Annotated in this window: 21 protein-coding genes; 9 read left to right on the top strand and 12 right to left on the bottom strand. The window is 63.5% G+C overall.

Features of this window, described 5'->3' with window-relative positions; translation table 11 throughout:
• Window positions 1-177: 177 nt before the first annotated feature.
• The gene (gene queD, locus NLX68_RS24295) at window positions 178-534 is read right to left on the bottom strand and encodes a 6-carboxytetrahydropterin synthase QueD (protein WP_010226613.1); all 357 of its coding nucleotides are present in this window, start codon (window positions 532-534) and stop codon (window positions 178-180) included.
• Window positions 535-583: 49 nt separating this feature from the next.
• The gene (locus NLX68_RS24290; RefSeq protein ID WP_254286152.1) at window positions 584-1,666 is read right to left on the bottom strand and encodes a patatin-like phospholipase family protein; all 1,083 of its coding nucleotides are present in this window, start codon (window positions 1,664-1,666) and stop codon (window positions 584-586) included.
• A 159-nt stretch (window positions 1,667-1,825) separates the two neighbouring features.
• On the opposite strand from NLX68_RS24290, the gene NLX68_RS24285 reads away from it, so the two are divergent.
• The 4 genes from NLX68_RS24285 to NLX68_RS24270 are packed head-to-tail and all read left to right on the top strand — an operon-like array spanning window position 1,826 to window position 4,432.
• Window positions 1,826-2,134 (top strand): PepSY domain-containing protein, encoded by a 309-nt coding sequence (locus NLX68_RS24285; protein WP_010226611.1) that lies wholly within the window; start codon window positions 1,826-1,828, stop codon window positions 2,132-2,134.
• Complete coding sequence (locus NLX68_RS24280) at window positions 2,134-2,448, top strand: PepSY domain-containing protein (protein WP_254286151.1); 315 nt, start codon at window positions 2,134-2,136, stop codon at window positions 2,446-2,448. The genes NLX68_RS24285 and NLX68_RS24280 overlap by 1 nt, the downstream gene beginning before the upstream one ends.
• The gene (locus NLX68_RS24275) at window positions 2,448-3,116 is read left to right on the top strand and encodes a response regulator transcription factor (protein WP_010226607.1); all 669 of its coding nucleotides are present in this window, start codon (window positions 2,448-2,450) and stop codon (window positions 3,114-3,116) included. The genes NLX68_RS24280 and NLX68_RS24275 overlap by 1 nt, the downstream gene beginning before the upstream one ends.
• Entirely contained in the window at window positions 3,113-4,432 is a 1,320-nt protein-coding gene (locus NLX68_RS24270; RefSeq protein ID WP_254286150.1) for a sensor histidine kinase, read from the top strand. Before NLX68_RS24275 ends, NLX68_RS24270 begins: the two co-directional genes overlap by 4 nt.
• An 85-nt stretch (window positions 4,433-4,517) precedes the next feature.
• Here the strand turns inward: NLX68_RS24270 and NLX68_RS24265 are convergent, their stop codons facing one another.
• The 3 genes from NLX68_RS24265 to NLX68_RS24255 form a co-directional block, all read right to left on the bottom strand.
• Window positions 4,518-5,369: a proline/glycine betaine ABC transporter permease gene (locus NLX68_RS24265; protein ID WP_254286149.1), complete on the bottom strand. Its 852-nt coding sequence runs from the start codon at window positions 5,367-5,369 to the stop codon at window positions 4,518-4,520.
• Window positions 5,366-6,352, bottom strand: a complete 987-nt coding sequence (locus tag NLX68_RS24260) for an ABC transporter substrate-binding protein (protein WP_254286148.1) — start codon at window positions 6,350-6,352, stop codon at window positions 5,366-5,368. Before NLX68_RS24260 ends, NLX68_RS24265 begins: the two co-directional genes overlap by 4 nt.
• 103 nt (window positions 6,353-6,455) lie before the next feature.
• Complete coding sequence (locus NLX68_RS24255; protein WP_254286147.1) at window positions 6,456-8,603, bottom strand: methyl-accepting chemotaxis protein; 2,148 nt, start codon at window positions 8,601-8,603, stop codon at window positions 6,456-6,458.
• A gap of 269 nt (window positions 8,604-8,872) precedes the next feature.
• Between NLX68_RS24255 and NLX68_RS24250 the strand changes: the two genes are divergently transcribed.
• The gene (locus NLX68_RS24250) at window positions 8,873-10,192 is read left to right on the top strand and encodes a Na+/H+ antiporter family protein (RefSeq protein WP_254286146.1); all 1,320 of its coding nucleotides are present in this window, start codon (window positions 8,873-8,875) and stop codon (window positions 10,190-10,192) included.
• Between the two features lie 26 nt (window positions 10,193-10,218).
• Here NLX68_RS24250 and NLX68_RS24245 read toward each other — a convergent pair whose 3' ends face one another.
• From NLX68_RS24245 to NLX68_RS24235, 3 genes are all read right to left on the bottom strand, one after another.
• Window positions 10,219-11,220 carry a FecR family protein gene (locus NLX68_RS24245; RefSeq protein ID WP_254286145.1) on the bottom strand — a complete coding sequence of 334 codons (1,002 nt, stop codon included), beginning with the start codon at window positions 11,218-11,220 and terminating at the stop codon, window positions 10,219-10,221.
• Window positions 11,221-11,412: 192 nt separating this feature from the next.
• The gene (locus NLX68_RS24240; RefSeq protein WP_254286144.1) at window positions 11,413-13,182 is read right to left on the bottom strand and encodes an acyl-CoA dehydrogenase C-terminal domain-containing protein; all 1,770 of its coding nucleotides are present in this window, start codon (window positions 13,180-13,182) and stop codon (window positions 11,413-11,415) included.
• A gap of 24 nt (window positions 13,183-13,206) precedes the next feature.
• On the bottom strand, window positions 13,207-14,829 hold the full coding sequence (locus NLX68_RS24235) for an acyl-CoA synthetase (RefSeq protein ID WP_010226591.1): 1,623 nt from the start codon (window positions 14,827-14,829) through the stop codon (window positions 13,207-13,209).
• Between the two features lie 191 nt (window positions 14,830-15,020).
• On the opposite strand from NLX68_RS24235, the gene NLX68_RS24230 reads away from it, so the two are divergent.
• Both NLX68_RS24230 and NLX68_RS24225 read left to right on the top strand, forming a co-directional pair.
• Complete coding sequence (locus NLX68_RS24230; RefSeq protein ID WP_302056334.1) at window positions 15,021-16,826, top strand: PAS domain S-box protein; 1,806 nt, start codon at window positions 15,021-15,023, stop codon at window positions 16,824-16,826.
• 1 nt (window position 16,827) lies between these two features.
• Complete coding sequence (locus NLX68_RS24225) at window positions 16,828-17,442, top strand: response regulator transcription factor (protein WP_254286143.1); 615 nt, start codon at window positions 16,828-16,830, stop codon at window positions 17,440-17,442.
• Between the two features lie 54 nt (window positions 17,443-17,496).
• Here NLX68_RS24225 and NLX68_RS24220 read toward each other — a convergent pair whose 3' ends face one another.
• A complete protein-coding gene (locus NLX68_RS24220; RefSeq protein ID WP_254286142.1) occupies window positions 17,497-17,817 on the bottom strand; it encodes a YqjD family protein in 321 nt (106 codons plus the stop codon).
• Window positions 17,818-17,947: 130 nt separating this feature from the next.
• Between NLX68_RS24220 and NLX68_RS24215 the strand changes: the two genes are divergently transcribed.
• Window positions 17,948-18,202, top strand: coding sequence for a hypothetical protein (locus NLX68_RS24215; protein WP_010226580.1), 255 nt, complete (start codon window positions 17,948-17,950; stop codon window positions 18,200-18,202).
• 3 nt (window positions 18,203-18,205) lie between these two features.
• Here NLX68_RS24215 and NLX68_RS24210 read toward each other — a convergent pair whose 3' ends face one another.
• Entirely contained in the window at window positions 18,206-19,114 is a 909-nt protein-coding gene (locus NLX68_RS24210) for a LysR family transcriptional regulator (RefSeq protein WP_254286141.1), read from the bottom strand.
• Between the two features lie 87 nt (window positions 19,115-19,201).
• On the opposite strand from NLX68_RS24210, the gene NLX68_RS24205 reads away from it, so the two are divergent.
• Window positions 19,202-20,131, top strand: coding sequence for a carbon-nitrogen hydrolase family protein (locus tag NLX68_RS24205; protein WP_254286140.1), 930 nt, complete (start codon window positions 19,202-19,204; stop codon window positions 20,129-20,131).
• Between the two features lie 3 nt (window positions 20,132-20,134).
• Here NLX68_RS24205 and NLX68_RS24200 read toward each other — a convergent pair whose 3' ends face one another.
• Both NLX68_RS24200 and NLX68_RS24195 read right to left on the bottom strand, forming a co-directional pair.
• Complete coding sequence (locus tag NLX68_RS24200; protein ID WP_254286139.1) at window positions 20,135-20,611, bottom strand: LEA type 2 family protein; 477 nt, start codon at window positions 20,609-20,611, stop codon at window positions 20,135-20,137.
• Between the two features lie 113 nt (window positions 20,612-20,724).
• Window positions 20,725-21,615: a LysR family transcriptional regulator gene (locus NLX68_RS24195; protein WP_254286138.1), complete on the bottom strand. Its 891-nt coding sequence runs from the start codon at window positions 21,613-21,615 to the stop codon at window positions 20,725-20,727.
• Between the last annotated feature and the right edge of the window lie 15 nt (window positions 21,616-21,630).

Below are 21,630 nucleotides of genomic sequence, written 5' to 3'. Positions count from 1 at the left end.
TGTGAGAGTAGGTCATCGTCAAGATTAAATTCCGAAACCCCTATCTGCGTACGCAGGTAGGGGTTTTGTCTTTCTGGGGTCTGTGGGAGCGGCGTCGCACCGCCGCTCCCACAGGACTGAAAACCAGGCCAAAAAAAACCACCCCGCAGGGTGGTCTCTTCACATCCATTTACCGACTCAGTCGCCGTAATACTCGCAACCACTGGTGCAGGTCTCATGAATCCGTACCTTGGACAGCTCCGGCAGCAGCGGCTTGACCTGATCCCAGATCCATTTGGCGATCACTTCGCTGGTCGGGTTCTCCAGGCCAGGAATGTCGTTCAGGTAATTGTGATCCAGTTGCTCGTACAGTGGCTTGAAGATCGCCTTGATCTCGGAGAAATCGCGAATCCAGCCGGTATGCGGGTCGAGCGGGCCGGTCAGGTGCAGGGCAACCTTGAACGAATGACCATGCAGGCGACCACACTTGTGCCCTTCAGGGACGTGGGGCAGGCGGTGTGCCGATTCGAACGTAAACTCTTTGAAAATTTCCACGATGTCTTGACTCTGTAAACCAATGCTGGCTGCCAGTTTACCAGCATGGTCACTTCAGTGGTTGCAGATGCGTGTGCAGCTTGCCGGTTTCTATCAGCTCAAGCAGCTCGTCGCCCAAGCGCTGGCTTTCGGCCATTGCCTTGTGCCAATAACGCTGGCGGCTACTGGCATCCCCCATGAAGCGCTTGAAGTCGCTGCGGTCCGGCAGCTTGCCGTAGGGCAGGCTGGCCAGGTACTGCGGCGAGGGTGCCAGTAGCAGGACATTGCGTAAGCGTTGGGCGTCACCACGGCGCCAGGGCAAGGCCTTGTCGAACCAGCCGGGGATGACCTTGTCGGTGAAGTGCGGGTAAAGCACGATATCGTCACCGGCGTAGGGCAGGTCCAGGTGATAGTCGAGCAGCCCGCCATCACGGTAGGTCCCCTGGCCTGCGCCGGGGATATCGCGCACGCCTTGCATGACCATGGGGATCGACCCGGAAGCCAGGAGGGCATGCCGCAGGTTGTTGATATCCAGCGCCAGGTAGCGCGACGGAAAGTCGGTCAGTGCCTGCAACGGCGGACCGCTGCGGGCATCGTGAAGAATGATCCGCTCGAAGTGCCGGGCCAGGCGCGGGCGGCCGATCAGGTTGTCGGCGATCACCGATGACAGGCCCATGCCCAGGCGCCCGCGATGATCATGGGCAAGCAGCCCGTGGCTTTTTACCACCATGATGTTCAGGCGATAGTCCGAACTTTCGAGGACCTGCGCGTCGCGTCCTTCGAGCAATTCATCGAGCATGCGCTCGCAGCTGCGGCTGACTTCAGCCTGGGTCACACCCTTGGCAAAGTCCTGTTCGGTGTACAGCTGCCCCAAGCGCTGCAGGGCCTGGGCCGGGTTGGGCAGGCAGGCACTGGCGAAGCGCCAGGAGCCGATCGAGGCACCGATCAGCGCCCGTTCACGCGGGGCGCCGGGCAACCACTGGCCGAACAATGCCAGGTCCAGCCCTTGGATCCCCAAGGCCTTGGGGCCACCCGCAGCGCCTGGCAACACACCCACATCCGCTGCCTGCAAGCCACCTTCGCATATGCGTTGCAGGGCACGGCTGCCGGCCTTGAGGGTCAGGGCCGGGTACTTGATATGGATTGCGCTCATGCGGGCCTCGCGGTCTTGAGCCGGTAATTATAAAGAACAGCGGTCCAGATGTGGGGCAGGGCTGCGCTATCATGTCGCCAGTTGTTTTCAGCTTCAATTAAGTTCGGTTGGGTATTCTAGGCCCCGTAGAAACATTTTTGATCTCAACGGAGAGACACCATGAAAACTCTGACTGCCCTGTTCGCCACTGCTGCCCTTGCCCTGAGCGCCAACGTCGCGCTGGCTAAAGATGTACAGCCTGATGAAGTGGTAAAACTGGTCAACGCCAAGAGCATCAAGTCGCTGGACGAACTCAAGGCCGCCGCCATCGCCAAGCACCCAGGCGCAACCGTCACCGATTCCGAACTGGAAGATGAGTACGGTCGCTATATCTACAAGGTCGAACTGCGTGACGCCCAGAACGTCGAGTGGGACGTTGATCTCGATGCCAAAACCGGTGAAGTCCTCAAGGACGCTCAGGACACCTGATGAGCCTTTGCATGCGAGCAGCACAGACCGTTCTCATTGCGCTGTTGGCCCTCTGTTCGCTGGCTTCGGCCCGCGACCTCGATCAGGACGAAGCCCTGCAACTGCGCGAGCGGGGCATCATCCTGCCGTTGGAGCAACTGCTCAAAGACGCCCTGGGACGCTATCCCGGGGCGACATTGCTGGAGGCGGAGCTGGAACAGAAACACGACAGGTACGAGTACGAGGTCGAATTGCTGACCGCTGAAGGCGTGGTGCGCGAGATCAAGCTCGACGCTACCAATGGAGCGCTGCTCAAAGACGAGGAAGATGACTGATGCGCCTGTTACTGGTCGAGGACAACGTGCCGCTGGCGGATGAACTGACCCAGAGCCTGCAACGCCAGGGCTATGCGGTCGACTGGCTGGCCGACGGCAGGGATGCGGTCTACCAGGGCAGCAGTGAACCCTATGACCTGATCATTCTCGACCTCGGGCTGCCCGGCTTGCCGGGCCTTGAGGTGCTGGCCCAGTGGCGCGCATCTGGCCTGGCGACACCGGTGTTGATCCTCACCGCGCGCGGCTCCTGGGCCGAGCGTATCGAGGGCTTGAAGGCCGGCGCCGACGACTACCTGAGCAAGCCCTTTCACCCGGAAGAACTGCAACTGCGTATCCAGTCGCTGCTGCGCCGTGCGCGCGGGCTTGCCAACCAGCCGACCCTGGACGCCGCCGGCCTGCAGCTGGACGAAGGCCGCCAGTGTGTGACCCGCGCCGGTGTCGACATCCAGCTCACCGCTGCCGAGTTTCGCCTGCTGCGATATTTTATGCTGCACCCGCAACAGATCCTGTCGAAAAGTCACCTGGCCGAACACCTCTATGACGGTGAAACCGAACGGGATTCCAACGTCCTGGAAGTGCACGTCAACCACCTGCGCCGCAAGCTTGGCCGCAGTGTGATCGAGACCCGCCGCGGCCAGGGATACCGCTATGCCGGGAGCAGCGAGTGAAGTCGATTCAGGCACGCTTGAGCCTTGGCCTGATTGCGGTATTGGTACTGGTCGGGCTGGTCCTGGCCCAGCTCAGCCTGTGGCTGTTCGAAGCCGGGCTGCAACGCTACCTGGAGACGGGGCTGCGCAAGGAGAGTGAAAACCTGCTGGTTGCCCTGGTGCGCGGCCAGACCGGGCTGGAACTGGACGAGCGACGGATCTCCTCAGCCTATAAGCGGCCGTTCTCGGGCTATTACTTTCGCATCGACTTCGACGGCGGCAACTGGCGCTCGCGTTCGTTGTGGGACATGGACATGCCGGCTCCGGCAACACCGGGCCTGCACACCGGGCTGCAGCTTGGACCCGAGGGCCAGCAACTGTTGGTCCTGCGTGCCGACTACCGGCGACTGGGCCAGGCGATTTCCATCAGTGTCGCCCAGGACTATACCCCGGTGCGCGATGGTTTCAGGCGCATGCAGCAGATCGGCCTGGGCTTGGGCCTGGTCGCTCTGTTGCTGATTTTGGTGCTGCAACGCATCACCGTGACCCGTTCATTGCGCCCGCTGGAACGTGCCCGCGAACAGATCGCCCAGCTGCAGCAGGGCCAGCGTTCACAGCTCGATACCCAGGTGCCGACCGAGCTTGAGCCCCTGGTCGCGCAGATTAACCATTTGTTGGCCCACACCGAAGACAGCTTGCGTCGTTCACGCAATGCCCTGGGCAACCTTGGGCATGCGCTGAAGACGCCCCTGGCGGTGTTGCTCAGCCTGGCCTCCAGCGAACGCCTCAAGGACTTGCCGGAAGTCCGTGCTCAGTTGCGAGACCAGCTCGAGCAGATCCAGCAGCGTCTGAGTCGCGAACTCAACCGCGCACGCTTGGCCGGTGACGCATTGCCGGGCGCCCAGTTTGATTGCGATGCCGAGCTGCCGGGGTTGCTGTCGACCCTGGGCATGATTCATGGTGAAGGCCTGGAACTGAGCAGGCAGGTACCCACAGGTTTGTTGCTGCCCTGGGATCGTGAAGACCTGCTCGAACTGCTGGGCAACCTGCTGGACAACGCCTGCAAATGGGCTGACAGCGAAGTGCGGCTGAGCATCGAAGAACAAGCGCAACACTATTGCCTGTGGGTCGACGATGACGGCCCGGGCATCCCGGAGAAGGCACGCGAGCAAGTCCTTGAGCGCGGGACCCGGCTTGATGAGCAGGTCGATGGCCACGGCCTGGGCCTGGGCATCGTGCGCGACATCGTCGAGGCCTGGGGTGGGCAGATGCGTTTGCTGGAAAGCCCGCTGGGTGGATTGCGGGTCAGCATCGAGCTGCCGCGCAAGGTCAGATAGCATCGCGGGTCAAGCCCGCTCCCACAGACGTTGTGGGAGCGGCGGTGCGGCGATCCGACTTGACCCGCGATGAGGCCCTCAATCGCTAACTACGACGCGGCTGGCCATACGCCTGGGTGATCCGGTCAATCACCATCGCCAACGCCACAATCGCCAAGCCGGCCTCCACGCCTTTGCCAACATTGAGCGTTTGAATCCCCGCCAGCACATCTTCTCCCAGCCCGCGCGCGCCAATCATCGAGGCGACCACCACCATCGACAGGGCCATCATCACCGACTGGTTGAGCCCGGCCATGATGCTCGGCATCGCCAGCGGCAGTTGCACCCGCCGCAGTCGCTGCCAGCGACTGGCCCCCAGGCCGTGAGCCGCCTGGGTCAGGCTCGGGTCGATCTGGCTCAGGCCCAGTTCGGTCAGGCGGATCAAGGGCGGCAGGGCATAGATCAGGGTGGCGAAGATGGCCGGCACCTTGCCCAGGCCGAACAGCATCAACACCGGAATCAGGTAGACGAAACTGGGCAGGGTCTGCATGACATCGAGCACCGGCATCAGCAGCTTGCGCGCCAAGGGCCGGCTGGCCAGCAGGACGCCCACCGGGATGCCGATCAGTACGCACAGGCCGGTGCTCACCAGCACCAGCGCACAGGTTTGCAGGAGCTTGTCCCACAGGCCGACCACGCCGATCAGAAACAACAGGCCGCTGAGCACCAGGGCACGGACGACACTGCGGCTGGCGTGCCAGGTCATCAGCGCGACGATCACCAGCAACAGCCACCAAGGCGTCAGGCGTAGCAGGTTTTCCAGGCCGACCAGTAGGTGCAGCAGGCCATCGGAGACATTGCGCAATTGATCGCCGTAAGCCAGTACCAGCCAATCAACGAAGCGGTTAACGGCGTCGGCAAAGGAGAAGTGCAACGTTTCGGGAAAGCCTCCACTCACAGGCTCGCCTCGACCTTGCCCGCGATCTCGGCGGGTAGCCAGGCTTTCCAGATGTTCGGGTTATCGCGCATGAACCTGAGCGCTGCATCCTTGGGCGACTCGCGCTTTTCGCTCATCTGCGCCAGGGTCTTGTTGAGGGTGTCGATGGGCAGGTCGACCTTGGCGAAGAACTCGACCAGTTGCGGATAATCCTTTTTGAATGGCGCTGAAACACCAATGGACAATTTCGCTGGCAGTGAGCGCGTGCCTTGCGGGTTCGGATGGCTGGCATCGGTCAGGGTCTGCCAGGCCTCGGCGTTGAACGGTGGCTCCTCAAGGCGTACCAGGTCGTAGCGGCCCATGAGCGGGGTAGGGCTCCAGTAGTAGAACAGCACCGGTTTACCGCGGCGGATGGCTGAGGTGATTTCGGCATCGAGGGCGGCGCCCGAGCCGCTGCGAAAGTTCACGTAGTCGTTGTCCAGACCATAGGCCTTGAGCTTCTGGCTATTGACGGTCTCGGAGGTCCAACCGCTGGGGCTGTTGAGGAAGCGGCCCTTGTCGGGGGACTCCGGGTCCTTGAACACGGCCTTGTACTGCTTGAGGTCGGCCACCGAACGCAGGTTCGGCGCCAGATCCTTGATCACGTACGCCGGTACATACCAGCCTTCATCGGCATTCTTCACCGTATCGCCGATACTGAATACCTGGCCGGCCTGCTCGGCCTTTACCCAGGCCGGGCTGCGGCCGGCCCATTCTTCGCCGATGACCTGGATGTCGTTGCGTGCCAGCGCGACTTCCATGCTCACGGTGCTGCCGGGCAGGGTGTCGGTGGGGTAACCGTAGCCTTTCTCGACGATCAGCCGCAGGATCTCGGTGGTGAGGCTGCCGCTTTCCCAGGTGATGTCACCGAAGTGGATGGGCATGGATTTGTCGGCGGCGTGGCTGCAGGTAATCAGCCCCAGCGCAAGAAGTGCGCTGGTCAGCAGGGTGGTGATCGGCTTCATTGTGCCTCGCTCGCAAGGTAGGGAGTCTGGCAAGTGTAGTAGACCGTTCGCGGGGCAAGCCCGCTCCTACAGACTGTAGGAGCGGGCTTGCCCCGCGATACTGTTACACCCGGAACTGATCCATCAGCCCCTGCTGCTGGTTGGCCAGGCTGTTGAGCGACTGGCTGACCCGCGCCGATTCGTTGGCCTGTTCCGACAGCGATTCGGTGACGTCACGAATGGTCGCCACGTTGCTGTTGATCTCTTCAGCCACCGCACTTTGCTCTTCGGCGGCGCTGGCGATCTGCAGGTTCATGTCGCTGATCACCGTGACCGCATTGCCGATCTGCTGCAGGGCGGTGACCGCCTGGCCGACCTGCTCGACGCTGCCCTGGGCCTGGCGATGGCTGCTGTCCATGGCGCCGACCACTTCGCGGGTGCCGGCCTGCAGCTCTTCGATCACCTGGCGGGTTTCTTCCACCGATTCCTGGGTGCGCCGGGCCAGGTTGCGGACCTCGTCGGCGACCACGGCAAACCCTCGACCGGCTTCACCGGCGCGGGCGGCCTCGATGGCGGCGTTCAGCGCCAACAGGTTGGTCTGCTCGGCGATCGAGCGGATCACTTCCAGCACCGAGCCGATCTTTTCGCTGTTCTCGGCCAGGCCTTCGACCTGGCCCATGGCGGTGCTCATGTCGGCGGCGAGGGTGTCGATGCTGCTGGTAGTGCGGTCGATCACGGCCAGGCCCTGGCGGGTGGCCTGGTCGGCGTCGCGGGCAGCCTGGGCGGCTTGCGCGGCGCTACGGGCGACGTCCTGGGCGGTGGCACTCATCTCGTGGGAAGCGGTGGCCACCTGATCGACCTGGCGATACTGCTGTTCCATACCGGCGCTGGTCTGGCTGGCGATCGCCGAGGACTGGTCGGCGGTATCGCGGGCGGCCTGGACCGAGCGCTTGACCTCGGCAATGGTCGGCTGCAGCTTGTCGAGGAAGCGGTTGAACCAGCCGGCCAGCTCACCCAGTTCGTCGCGTTTGTCGTAGTGCAGGCGGCGGGTCAGGTCACCTTCACCGCTGGCGATGTCCTTGAGCATGGCCGCCACGCCGAGGATCGGCCGGGTCACGGTGCGCGCCATCAGCCAGATCAGCAGCAGGCCGACGATGGCCGCCAGCAGACCCAGGCCCAGTTCCATCAGGGTGCCGCTGGTGTTGCGCTGGTCGAGCTCTTGCTTGAGGGCTTCGGCCGGGCCGGTCAGGGCGCTTTCCGGTACGTCGAGCAACACGCCCCAAGGCTTGCCGCCAGGGATCGGCGCGAACGAGGCCAGCACCTTCAGGCGCTGGTTGTGGTGGAGGCTGTGCAGCGGCGTGCTGTCGCCCAGCAGGCGGATCAGCTCGGCGCCTTTTTCCGCGTCGACCTGGTCGAAACGTTGGGCCAGCTTGCCGGCATCCGGGCTGTAGCCGGCCAGCAGGCCTACCGGGCTGAGGATACCGACCTGGGTCTGGCCCTGGTAAAGATTGCGGCTGGCCTGTTGGCTCAAAGCCTGCAGGCTGTTGAGGTTGATGTCGATGGACAGGGTGGCGATCACCTTGTCGGCGGCCATCAGCGGGAACACGATGCTGGTCATCAGCACCTGCTGGCCGTTGATCTCATAGAAGTAGGGCTCGATCACGCAGACCTTGCGGGTCGTGCGCGGGCACACCGACCAGGTGTTGGCCGGCTCGCCGCTGGGGCCGATGCTGGTGTCGTTCATGTCGCGCTCAGGCAGCGCCATGGAGGTCAGTTGGCCCGGGGTCGGTTGCGACCAGTACAGGGCAAAGCGGCCTTTCTCGTTGCTGCCCAGTTCTTTCTGGTCGACGAACAGCGCGTCCTTGTTGTCCAGCGCGTTGGGTTCGAACACCAGTGACAGGCCGAGCAGGTCGGGGTTGGCCTGCAGCGCCGCGCGTACCTGGCGGGTCATGTCCTCGCGCAGGTCGAAGGCATCGAGAAAGCGCTTCTCGGCCTGTTCGCGCAGGAACAACACCTGGCGGGCGAAACCGGCACCGTACTGGTAGGCATCCATGAACTGGCGACGGATGTTCAAGGCCTGGACTTCGCCCTGGGATTCGATGCGCCCCTGGGCTGCTTCGGTGAGCATCTGCATGCTGCTGGCCTTGACCAGTTGCGTACTGTGCTCCATGCGATACAGCGAGAGGCCCACCAGCAGGGTAACGATGCCCGCCAGGCACAGGCCGGCCAGCAGGGTGATCTTCCACTGTATGGAAAGTTGTCTGAACGACATGGCGAAGTCCTTGGATCCTGAACGATTGAGGCTGCCGACTGTATCGGCCGCGAGGCCGTTTTCTTTATTCAAACGTTCAATTGAAATGCGTCGTTTTCGGTCGCTGAGGCGACTTATTGTCGCAGGCACAACACTCCGTTTTTTTGACAAGCGCGGGGGTCTGCTTCAGAGTGTGCGCCCTCCATAAAAATACCTGTCGTTCGGCCACTGCTTGCGAGCAGTCTGTCGCCGGATCGGTCGCTTTTTGTCTGGTTTCTAGAGGTCACAGAATGAATGCAGTAATTGCCGCGGTCGGCATCATGCTGATATTGAGCCTGTCCCGCGTGCATGTGGTGATCGCCCTGATCGTCGGCGCCCTGGTGGGTGGCCTCGTCGGTGGCCTGGGCATCGAAGGTACGCTCAAGGCCTTCAATGGCGGGCTGGGTGGCGGTGCCACGGTGGCGTTGTCGTACGCGTTGCTTGGCGCTTTCGCCGTAGCCATTGCCAAGTCGGGCATGGCCCATGCCTTGGCGGATCGCGCCCTGGCCATGATCGACCGGCAGGGGCATAGCAACGGCGGCAAGGTCAAATGGCTGTTGATCGGTCTGCTGCTGGTGGTGGCGATTTCGTCGCAGAACATTCTGCCGATCCATATCGCCTTCATTCCGTTGCTGGTGCCGCCGCTGCTGTATGTATTGACCAAGCTGCAGATCGACCGGCGCCTGGTGGCCTGCGTGATGACCTTCGGCCTGATCACCCCGTATATCTTCCTGCCGGTGGGCTTTGGCAACATCTTCCTTAACCAGATCCTGCTGGGCAGTGTCAGCCGCAGCGGCGTGGATGTCAGCGGCGTCAACGTTACCCACGCCATGGCCATCCCGGCCGCGGGCATGCTCTTTGGCCTGCTGGTGGCGGTGTTCATCAGCTATCGCAAGAAGCGTGAGTATGACCTGGAGAAAATCGAGCAGGTCGAGCAGGTGACGGTGCGCTACAACCCCCTGACCCTGCTGGTGGCCGGTGTTGCCATTGCGGCGGCCTTCATCATCCAGCTGTGGCTGGACTCGATGATCATCGGCGCCATGGCCGGTTTTCTGATTTTCTCGGTCTCGGGCATCGTGCGCTGGAAAGACACCGATGACCTGTTCACCGAAGGCATGAAGATGATGGCCATGATCGGCTTCATCATGATCGCCGCATCAGGCTTCGCCGACGTGATGAAGGCCACCGGCGAGGTCAAGTCCCTGGTCGAGGCCTCGGCGGCCTGGATCAATCACAGCAAGGGCATTGGTGCGCTGTTGATGCTGCTGGTCGGCCTGCTGGTGACCATGGGCATCGGCTCCTCGTTCTCCACCGTGCCGATCCTGGCGGCGATCTTCGTGCCGTTGTGCGTACAACTGGGCTTCGATCCTGTGGCGACGGTGTGCATCGTCGGTACCGCTGGAGCCTTGGGGGATGCCGGTTCACCGGCGTCGGATTCGACCCTGGGGCCGACCTCGGGCCTGAACGTCGATGGTCAGCATCACCATATCTGGGACACCGTGGTACCGACCTTCATCCATTACAACCTGCCACTGCTGGCATTCGGTTGGCTGGCGGCGATGATGCTCTGACGCAGGCGACGGGCTGAGCGCAAGGCTCAGCCTTTGGCAGGTGGCGAGATGCGGTTGAGCACCATGTTGCCGCTTTTGTTCCGGGTCAGGTAGACCGGCAACACCTTGGGCAGGGCGCTGACCAGGCGCTTGATTTCGCTGGTGTTGTAGATGCCGCTGATGCGGATGCTGCCAGTGCTGGCATCGGCCAGCAGCAGCGGTTTGTCCAGGTAGCGGTTGATCATTGGCAAGGCCTGGGCCAGGCTCTGGTTGTCGAGGATCAGCTTGCCGCTACGCCAGGCCAGGCTGTTGTCCTGGTTGTAGGTCTGGCTCAGGCGTGGCTCGTAGTCACCGGCCTTGTAGCTGGCCTGCATGCCCGGGCCCAGACGATAGCTGCTGTCGCTGGTCTGGCCATCGCTGCTGACCAGCACTGAACCTTCGACCAGGGTTACCTTGACCTGATCATCGTACTTCCACACGTTGAACTGGGTACCGGTGACCCGCGTCCAGCCATTGGCCGCATGCACCACGAAGGGATGCTGGCTGTCGTGGCTGACCTTGAAGAAGGCTTCACCCTTGATCAGGGTGACCCGGCGTTCATCCTTGTAGTTGCTAAAGCGCAGCTCGGTATTGAGGTTCAGTTCGACCTCGCTGCCGTCGCCGAGCACAACGCGGCTGAGCTGGCCGTTGCTTTCCAGGTGCTGATAGCTATTGGGTAACCAGCCTTGCTCCCAACCGATCCAGGCGCCGGCTGGCAGCGCCACCAGGGCGATGGCTACCGCCGTGGCGAAACGCTGCCAGTGGCTGCGCTGGCGCTGTGGCAGGGGCACCACGTTGTCCGGGAAGCTGCGGGGCAGATGGTCGGCGGTCTGCCAGATTTCCAGCATCGCCTGATATTCCTGCAGGTGCAGCGGGTTGGCACTCAGCCATTGCTCGAACGCGCGCCGCTCGGCGGCTGTGCAGTCTTCAGCTTGCAAGCGCAGGCACCACTGCGCGGCGGCATCGGTGATGGCATCGTATTCGGCGGCGCTGAGACTGGTGTGATTCATTGAAACTCCCGGTTTTGTCCATTCTACCTTGCAGGGCAGGTGGGCGAGAACCGAGATAATGGCGAATGACTATCAGTTGTAGGCTTTTTTACCGCCAAACCCACGTAAAACCGTGGATCTGACAATGATTGCTTACAAAATCACGGACGAAAGGTAAGCCTGCGACGCCTGTTCAGCGTCGCAGGCCAGGTTTCAGAACTGCGCGGCATCCAACGCGAACAACGGGGCACTGCCGGCGCGGATACTGGCTTGCAGCGACAGCGTGCGTGGCAGCAGGCGTTCGAAGAAGAACCCGGCGCTGGCCAGCTTGGCGCCGTAGAACGCCGGGTCGTGCACCAGGGCGTCGCGGGCGACGGCGGCCATGCGTGACCACATGTAGGCGTAGGCGACATAGCCGAACAGCTGCAGGTACTCCACTGAGGCTGCGCCAATGGCGTTCGGGTCGCGGCTCGCTTGCGTGCATAGCCACTGGCTCAGGTCTTCCAGCTCGTTCAGGGCGTTAAGCAGCGGCTGGCAAAAAGGTGGTTGTGCCTGGGCAAACTCGCGAATCTGCGCGGCAAAGGCAGCCAGCGCCTGGCCGCCATCGGCCACCACTTTGCGCCCGAGCAAGTCCAGCGCCTGGATGCCGTTGGTGCCCTCGTAGATCTGCGCAATGCGCACATCGCGCACCAATTGCTCCTGACCCCATTCGCGAATATAGCCGTGGCCGCCAAACACCTGCTGGCCAAGTACGCAGCTCTCCAGGCCATTGTCGGTGAAGAAGGCCTTGGCCACGGGTGTCAGTAGCGCCACCTGGCGTTGCGCCGCGTCGCGCTCCTGGGCGTCATCAGCGTACTTGGCAATATCCAGTTGCTGGCCGACGTAGGTGGCGAAGGCGCGTCCGCCTTCGGTCAGGGCGCGCATAGTCAGCAACATGCGCCGTACATCCGGGTGGACGATGATCGGGTCGGCAATCCGCTGCGGGTCCTGGGCGCCGGTGGCCGCCCGGCTCTGCAGGCGTTCGCAGGCATAGCGCGCGGCATTCTGGTAGGAGGCCTCGGCGCAACCAATGCCCTGGATGCCGATCGACAGGCGCTCGTAGTTCATCATCGTGAACATCGCCGCCAGGCCACGGTTCTGTTCACCGATCAGGTAGCCGGTGGCGCTATCGAAGTTCATTACGCAGGTGGCCGAGGCCTTGATACCCATCTTGTGTTCGAGCGAGCCACAGCTGACCGCGTTGCCTTGGCCAAGGCTGCCGTCGGCATTGACCAGGTACTTGGGCACCAGAAACAGCGAAATGCCCTTGGGCCCGGCCGGCGCATCCGGCAGTTTGGCCAGCACCAGGTGGATGATGTTCTCGGTCAGGTCCTGGTCGCCGCCAGTGATGAAGATCTTGGTGCCGCTGACCTTGTAACTGCCATCGGCCTGGGGCTCGGCCTTGCTGCGGATGATGCCAAGGTCAGTACCGGCGTGGGGTTCGGTCAGGCACATGGTGCCGGCCCATTGGCCGCTGTACAGCGCCGGCAGGTAAGTGGCCTTGAGCGCTGCGCTGGCGTGGGCGTCGATAGCCAGGCAGCAACCGGCGCTCAGCGCCGAGTACAGGCTGAAGCTGCAGTTGGCGGCGTAGAGCATCTCTTCGAATTGCACCGCGAGCATCTTCGGCATGCCCAGGCCGCCAAACGCCGGGTTACCGGCCAGGCCCACCCAGCCGCCGTCGCGGTAGGTCTGCCAGGCCTGGCGAAAGCCGTCCGGGGTGCACACGGCGCCCGCCTCGAAGGCCACGCCCTGTTCATCGCCGCTGCGGTTGAGCGGGGCGATCAACTGGCCGGTGATTTTCGCCGCCTCTTCAAGGATGGCGTCGGCGGTGTCGGCGTCGACCCGTTCGGCCAGGGCTGGCAGGCGTGCCCACAAGGCCGGGCCATGGAACACTTCATGAAGGACAAAGCGCATGTCGCGCAGGGGAGCATTGAATTCAGGCATGGCCGTTCTCGCAGTCAAAAGGGATCAGAGCGCCTTGGCCCAGTCGCGCAACAGGTACTTCTGGATCTTGCCGGTGGACGTCTTCGGCAGTTCGCTGAATACCACGGTTTTCGGCAGTTTGAAGCCGGCCAGGTGCTCGCGGCAGAAGGCGATGATCTCGGCTTCGCGGGTGCCCTCGCAGCCGGCCTTGAGGGTGATATAGGCGCAGGGGGTTTCACCCCATTTCTCGTCGGGGCGGGCGACCACGGCGGCCTCGAGTACTGCCGGGTGTTTGTAGAGGGTGTCCTCGACTTCGATGGTGGAGATGTTCTCGCCACCGGAAATGATGATGTCCTTGAGCCGGTCCTTGATCTCCACGTAGCCGTCGGCATGCCAGACCGCCAGGTCGCCGGTGTGGAACCAGCCGCCACGGAAGGCTTCGGCGGTGGCTTCGGGGTTTTTCAGGTAGCCCTTCATCACCGTGTTGCCGCGCATAAAGATCTCGCCCAGGGTGTTGCCGTCGCGTTGCACTGGCTCCAGGGTCTGCGGGTCGGCGACCATCAGGCCTTCGAGGGTCGGGTAGCGCACGCCCTGGCGGGACTTGATCCGGGCACGTTCGGCCAGCGGTTGTTCATCCCACTCGGCGTGCCAGGCGCAGACGGTCACCGGGCCATAGACTTCGGTCAGGCCATAGACGTGAGTGACCTTGATGCCCATCTCTTCCACCGCGCCGATGACCTTGGCCGGTGGCGCCGCACCAGCGACCATGGCATTGACCGGGTGATCGATGGCGGCCTTGGCCGAGTCGGGCATGTTGATCAGCGCATTGAGCACGATCGGCGCGCCGCACAGGTGGCTGACCTGATGTTCGCGGATCAGGGTGAGAATCTTCTGCGGATCGACCCGGCGCAAGAACACATGGGTGCCGGCCAGGGCGGTGACCGTCCAGGGGTAGCACCAGCCGTTGCAGTGGAACATCGGCAAGGTCCACAGGTACACCGGGTGGTTGCCCATGGCCCAGGTCATCTGGTTGCCCAGGGCGTTGAGGTAGGCGCCACGGTGGTGATAGACCACGCCCTTGGGGTTGCCGGTGGTGCCGGAAGTGTAGTTCAGCGAGATGGCCTGCCATTCGTCTTCGGGCCAGTGCCAGGCGAACGCGGGGTCGCCTTCGGCGAGAAACGCTTCGTAGTCCAGGTCGCTGACCGCCTGGCCTTCGCCGTACTCCGGGTCATCGACATCAATCACCAGCGGCGGGTATTTCATCAGCGCCAGGGCCGCTTCAACGACCTTGTGGAACTCGCGGTCGGTGATCAGCACCTTGGCTTCGCCGTGCTCGAGCATGAAGGCGATGGCTTCGGCGTCCAGGCGCACGTTGAGGGCATTGAGCACCGCGCCGATCATCGGCACGCCAAAGTGCGCTTCGAGCATCGCCGGAATGTTCGGCAGCATCACCGCCACCGTATCGCCCTGGCCGATACCGCGCCCGGCCAGGGCGCTGGCCAGGCGCCGGCAACGTTCGTAGGTTTGCTGCCAGTTGCGCCGGATGGCGCCGTGGATCACCGCCGGGTACTGACCGTAGACGGCGGCGGTGCGCTCGATGAAACTCAAGGGGCTCAAGGCAACATGATTGACAGGGGCGGGCGCCAGGCCCTGGGAGAAAATCGACATGAGGTCGTCCTGTGCAGGAGGCAGCCGCCTGTGGCGAACTGAAACCTCCGATGGCTGATTGTTAGCTCTGATCAGGTTTCGGGAAGGAGCAGGCCCTTCCGGTGTCGCAGTTTTACGTGAATTGCTATGGTAGCTGGAAGATAGACTATAGCAATATGGTATAAATACTATAAAAGCCCTGAGGCACTGCTTTGGATACTCCTTTCTCCCTGCTGCTGGCCAAGGATCCACAGCCCAGCCTGTTGCTGGATGCTGCGGCCAGCGTGCTGGCCAGCAACCCGGCCTTGCAGGCCATGTTCGGGCCCTGGCCACAGCGTGACGCCGACTTCTGCTTGCCGAGCAACTATCCGGCACTGGTGCAGGCCTGTCTGGCGCAAGCGCGGGCGATCAGTGAGGTCGAGGCGCAGGTGGCTGGGCAGATCCTGCTCTGGACCTTCATCCCCGATGACGCCGGCCAACAGGTCCTGGCGCGTTGTCGGGATGCCACCCTGGAGCGCCAGGGTGAACGTGAGGCCAGCCGGGCCCGGCGCCTGTACCGGCTGATCACCGAGAACACCACCGACCTGATTTCCCGGCATACGCCTGACGGCAGCTTTATCGATGCCTCGCCCGCTGCATACCGCCTGCTCGGCTACTGGCCGGAAGCGTTGCGCGGGGTGCCGGTGCAGACGCTGTTTCACCCCCAGGATCGCCAGCAATCGCTGCTGCAAGCGTCCCAGGCGCTGGAGCAGGACGGCTACCAGACCATGACCTGCCGGGTGCGGCACCGCGATGGGCGCTACCGCTGGTTCGAGATCGCCAGCCGCGCGATCCGCGAGACCTACACCGGCGCCGTGGTCGAGATTGTCAGTGTCTCGCGGGACATCAGCGTGCGCATCGAGGCTCAGGAAAACCGCCGGCGCCTGGCCGAGGTGGTGGAAGCCAATACCGACCTGGTGTTGTTCAGCGACCGCGACGGCCAGCTCAGCTACCTCAACCAGTCGGCGCGCCAGGCGCTGGGCTTGCTGGGCGTAGAACCGCTGCCCAGGCTGCAAGCGTTGCTCGACCCGGCACTGCAGCAGCGCCTGCACAATGAAGGTTGGCAGCGTGCCGAGCAACACGGGGTTTGGCAAGCCGAGGCGCGGCTGATCGCGCATCAGGGCGGCACGGCGTTCCCCGTGTCGCTGGTGCTGCTGGCCCATCGCGCGACTGGCGGTGAGCGCTACTACTCGCTGGTGGCCCGCGACATGACCGAGCGTGAGTTGCGCGAAAGCCAGCAACGTCGCCATCAGGACGAACTGGCCCACAGTGCCCGGCTGATCACCCTCGGTGAGCTGGCCTCGGGGATTGCCCATGAAATCAACCAACCACTGGCGGCGGTGGTCAACTACGCCAGTGCCAGTCAACGCTACCTGCAGGCGCTGGATCGCGATCCGCAGGCTGCGCAGCGCATTGCTCATGGCTTGCAACGCATCAACGAACAAGCCACCCATGCCGCCGAAGTGATCAAACGCTTGCGCGCCTTTTTGCGCAAGGAGCCGCGGCGCTTGCAGGCCTTGGCGATTGTCGATGTCGTCGGTGAAGCGGTGCGCCTGTGCGATTGGGAAGCCAGCCGTGACCAGGTCAGGATCGAGCAGCGGGTGGCTGAGGGGCTGCCGTCGGTCTATGCCGACCGGGTGCTGCTTGAGCAGGTGCTGCTCAACCTGTTGCGCAATGCCATCGACGCCAACCGCGAGCAACATAAAGGCCAGGCCTCGCGTATCCTGCTCAGCGCAGCGCTTGAGGCGGGCTGGCTAATGATCCGGGTCAGCGATCAAGGGCCGGGGGTGGCGGCCGAGCGCCTGGACGGCATCTTCACCCCGTTCACCACCAGCAAGGCGGATGGCCTGGGTTTGGGCCTGAGCATGAGCCGCAGTATCGTCGAAGGCTTTGGTGGCACTTTGCACGCACAGCCTGGCGAGGCGGGCGGATTGATCTTGTGCTGTCGGCTGGCGCCGGTGGCCAACAGTGGGGAGTGATATGCAGGAACCGCGGGTGTATGTAGTCGATGACGATCAGGGCATGCTCGATTCGACCGTGTGGCTGCTCGAATCGGTGGGCTTGCAGGCGCTGCCGTTCACCAGCGGCCAGGCGTTTCTCGACGCCTGCGACGGTGACTTGCCGGCCTGTGTGCTGCTGGATGTGCGCATGCCGGGCATGGGCGGCCTGAGCGTGCAGGACGCGTTACGCGCCCGCGGTATCGATTTGCCGGTGATCTTCGTCAGCGGCCATGCCGATGTGCCGATCGTGGTGCGGGCATTCAAGGCCGGGGCCTGCGATTTCATCGAAAAGCCCTACAACGATCAGTTGCTGCTCGACAGCGTTCAGGATGCCCTCGGGCGAGCGCGCCATGCCGGGCCGCTGGAGGCCGTGCAGGCGCGCATCGATAGCCTCACGCCCCGTGAGCGGGACGTGCTCCTGCCGCTGGTGCAGGGCTATACCAATCGGGAAATTGCCGAGCAGCTCGAGGTCAGCGTCAAGACGGTCGACCTGTATCGCTCGCGGGTGATGAAACGCATGCAAGCCGAGCACCTGCCGGCGCTGGTGGGGATGGCGATTGCCTGTGGGTTGGTGCAGCCGTTGAGTTTGCGTTGACTGGATCGCGGGGCAAGCCCGCCCCCACAGGAGCGAGCCGGACCTGCGATGCTTTTAAGGTCTGCGCCCCAGCAGCAAACCGACCACCAGGCCAAACCCCGCCGAAATCGCCACCGTCTGCCACGGATGGCCGCCGATGTAGTCCTGGGTGGCATCGACCATCGGCTGCGCCTTGCTGCGTGCGCCATTGACCGCATTGCGGGCCTGCTTCAATTTCAGCCCGACCTGGGCGCGCAGGGTTTCGGCTTCTTCGCCAACTAGCGCAGCGCTGTCGCTGAGCAATTTTTCCGATTCTTCGATCAACGCCTGCAGTTCGCTGAACGCCTGATCCTTGATTTGCTCGGCATCGTTTTGCACGGTGGTTTTCCTGGCCATGGGCGCTTCCTCGTCAGTTGATGGCATTGAACAGTGGATGCCAGCGGGTATTGAAAGTTGCAGCGGTTTGCCGAGCGCTGGCGGCTACAGTGTAAGATAGCGCCTATTTTCCAGCGGCAGGACACCCCTCATGAGTTTCAATCTGGCCAACAAGAGCTTCGCCGAACGGGCGCAGATCGAGGACGAGAAAGCACGACTGTTCGAGCTCTGGCAGACCAACCTGGGCAAGGCCAAGGCCGATGCCGCCCGGCTGATCGCCGAGAAGCCGCGGCGCAAGGGCAAATGGGCTGAATGGGTACGGGCAGAACTGGACGGTATGTCGCCGCCCGAATACGCCAATATGGTCCGCAGTGAAGTCAACAAGCTGATGGCAGCCGCCAAGTAAGCTTCAGGCAAACACCGCCAGTACCGCTTCACGCACCTTCTCCAGCGCCGGGTCCGGTTGCCCGCCGGTGCGCCAGCCCAGTTCCACCGGATACTGCGGCAAGGCCAGCGGGCAAGGCAGCACCACCAGGCCAGCGGTTTCGGCAATGGCCCGGGCGGCATGGCCGGGCAGGGTGGCCAGGCGCTCGCTGCCTTTGAGCAGATAGGCCAGGGCGGCAAAATGGCTGGTCGAGGCCGCCACCCGGCGACTCAAGCCCAGCTCGGCCAACGCCTCGTCGACGATACCGATGAAGCCTCCCGACGACACCAGGATCTGCTCGCGCGCCACGAACGCCTCCAGGCTTAAGCCGCGTTGCCCGGGCATCAGGCTATGCGGATCGACCAGGCACAGGTAATCCCCTTCGTCGAGCACCCGGCGGCTGAGCAGGCGGGCGGAAAACCCGCCCGAGGTCAGCGCCAGATCAAGGCTGCGATCCAGTAACGCGCGGGCGACAATCTGGCTGTGGGTCTGGCGAAAGATCAGGCGCAGGCCCGGTGCCAGCCGTTGCACCTGCTCGATCAGGGCCCGGCCGTAGGCGATCTCGAAATCATCGGACAAGCCCAGGGTCACCGCCCGGCCTTCGAACTGTTCGGCCTGCGGGTCGAGCAGGGCCAGGCTTTGCCGGCATTTGTTCAGCGCTTCGCTGATCAGCGGCTTGAGCTGGTTGGCGCGCAGGGTCGGCGCCAGGCCGCGCCCGGTGCGCATGAACAGCGGGTCGCCATACACCTCGCGCAAACGTCGTAACGCGGCGCTGACGGCCGACTGGGTCAAGCCCAGGCGCACGGCGGCGCGGCTGGCGCTGACTTCGTCATGCAGGGCTTCGAAGACCTTGAGCAGGTTGAGGTCGATATCGGTGATATTCGCAGGATTCATATCATTCAGAAACGAAGTGGGCTTTATTCATGATTAGCCCGGCGCCGACAATCTGCAACACCCATCGCCCATCCGGAGCACCCGCTAATGACCACGTCCGTCGTCGCCGCCTTGCAGATCGGTTCATCGCCTGAAGGCAAGGCCCATACCCTGGAACAGATCCTTGCCTACGAGCAGGCTATCAGTGAGGCGGGCGCCAGCCTGGTGGTGATGCCCGAAGCGCTGCTGGGGGGGTACCCCAAAGGTGAGATCTTCGGCACGCGCCTGGGCTACCGCCTGCCCGAAGGCCGCGAAGCCTTCGCCCGCTACTTTGCCAATGCCATCGAGGTGCCCGGCAGCGAGACCGACGCCCTCGCTGGCTTGTCGGCGCGCACCGGCGCCAGCCTGGTGCTCGGGGTGATCGAGCGCAGCGGCCATACCCTGTATTGCAGCGTGCTGTTCTTCGAGCCCGAGCAGGGCCTGGTGGCGGTGCACCGCAAGCTGATGCCCACCGGCACCGAGCGGCTGATCTGGGGCCGTGGCGACGGCTCGACCTTGCCGGTGATCGAAGGTCGTGCCGGGCGCATCGGTGCCGCGGTGTGCTGGGAAAACTACATGCCGTTGCTGCGTACGGCGATGTACGCCAAGGGCGTGGAGCTATGGTGTGCACCGACGGTGGACGAGCGCGAGCTGTGGCAGATGAGCATGCGCCATATTGCTGCCGAAGGCCGTTGCTTCGTGATCAGCGCCTGCCAGGTGCAGGACTCGCCCAACGCGTTGGGTATCGAGGTTGCCGGTTGGCCGGGCGAGCGCCAACTGATCGCCGGTGGCAGCGTGATCGTCGGGCCGCTGGGCGAGGTGCTGGCCGGGCCGCTGATAGCTGAGCGCGGGCTGCTGTGCGCCGAAATCGATACCGAGGAACTGGTGCGCGCCCGTTATGACTTCGACGTCGTCGGTCACTATGCACGGCCGGATATCTTCGAATTGAGCGTGGATGAGCGCAGCAAACCCGGCGTGCGCTTCATCAATCAGGATTGAGGGTTACCAGGGCGCACTGGCCGGTTGCGGCAGGTTGAGCCGGCCACTGTCGCTGAAGCGCCGGGTACCGAACGCGCCGCCGGCCAACTTGCCGCGCACGGTGTACGGCAGGCCATCGAGGCTGCGCACCTGGCTCAGGCCCACGGCCTGGCGCAGCACCGAGAACGCGGTGATGCTCACTGGCACCACCAGCACGCCTTCGCTGAAGCGGCCGATGCGACCGCTTTGGTCGCTGACGCCCGCCGCCAACGGCTGGCCATTGACCTCAAGGTTAAGGGCGATGCCGTTGTAGTCGATCGCGGTCTCATTGGGGTTCTGCACGCGGATCTTCACCGCCATGCGCAGTTCCAGGTCCTGGCCGGGCAGGGGATCGATACCAATCACGCTGATGTTCACCGGGTCGCGGGGCTGGAACAGGGCGCAGGCATTCAGGCCGCTAATCAACAACAGGGCCAGGCACAAGCGTAGGAATCGGGTCACGGGCACAGCTCCAGAACAGGAGAACAGCCCCGAGTGTGGCAAATGCACAGCGGCGTTGAAAGTAGTGTGCGTTGTCCGCACCAACACCCTGACCTGGTCGCTGGCCTACTGAGTCAGGCGAAGGCGGCCAACAGGTCGGCTGCAAAGGCCTGCTGGGCATCGCTGGGCACCTGGGCGCGGTGGCGCACCAGCACGAACGGCACGGCGAAATCCAGCGCCGGGTCCAGGCCCTGCAACAGGCCACGCGCGACCCAGGGTTCGGCATAGTGGCAGGGCAGGTAACCGATGTGCCGGCCGGAGAGGATGAAGGTCAGCGCGCCCTCGACCTGTTCGGAACGAGCGGTGCCACTGGTGCCGTCAAAGGGCTCCTGGCGGCTCTGGAAACGGTAGGGGTGTTCGACCTGGTCGGCCTGTTGCAGCGCCTCCAGGCTCACTTCACGCTGGCCGGCCAGCGGATGATGGCTGGCGCAATACAGGCGCTGGTTTTCCTCGAATAACGGGGTGTAATCGAACGCTGCCTGCTTGCCGGAAAAATAGCCGATGGCCAGGTCCAGGCGCTGCTGCAACAGCTGGCGCTCAAGGTCTGCCGGCATGGCACTGACCAGCTCCAGGCGCACCGACTCGTCACGCTGGCGAAAACGCTCGATGGCCCGCGCCAGGCGCAAGGTCACGGTGCTCTCCTGGGCTTCGGAAATGCCGATGCGCACCTCGCCGAGCAAACGCCCAGCCACGCCATTGGCCTGATGGCGAAACGCGTCGATCTGCACCAGCAGTTCACGGGTGGCCTTGAGCAGCACTTCACCCTTGGCGGTCAGGCCAAAGCCGCCCTTGCCGCGACTGCACAAGCGATACCCCAGGCGGGTTTCCAGGCGCGCCATCTGCTGGCTGATACTCGGCTGGCTCAGGCCCAGCACGCCCTGGGCGGCGCTGAAGCCACCGGCCTCGACTACAGTGACGAACAGCCGCAGCAGGTGCAGGTCGAGGTCGTGCAGTTGTCCCAACATCAAACATTGCTCCTG

It is taken from the genome of Pseudomonas sp. SBB6 (assembly GCF_024213215.1).
Lineage (GTDB): Bacteria > Pseudomonadota > Gammaproteobacteria > Pseudomonadales > Pseudomonadaceae > Aquipseudomonas > Aquipseudomonas donghuensis.
The sequence above is the reverse complement of the archived record's forward strand: the minus strand, read 5'-3'. Positions and strand labels throughout refer to the sequence as shown.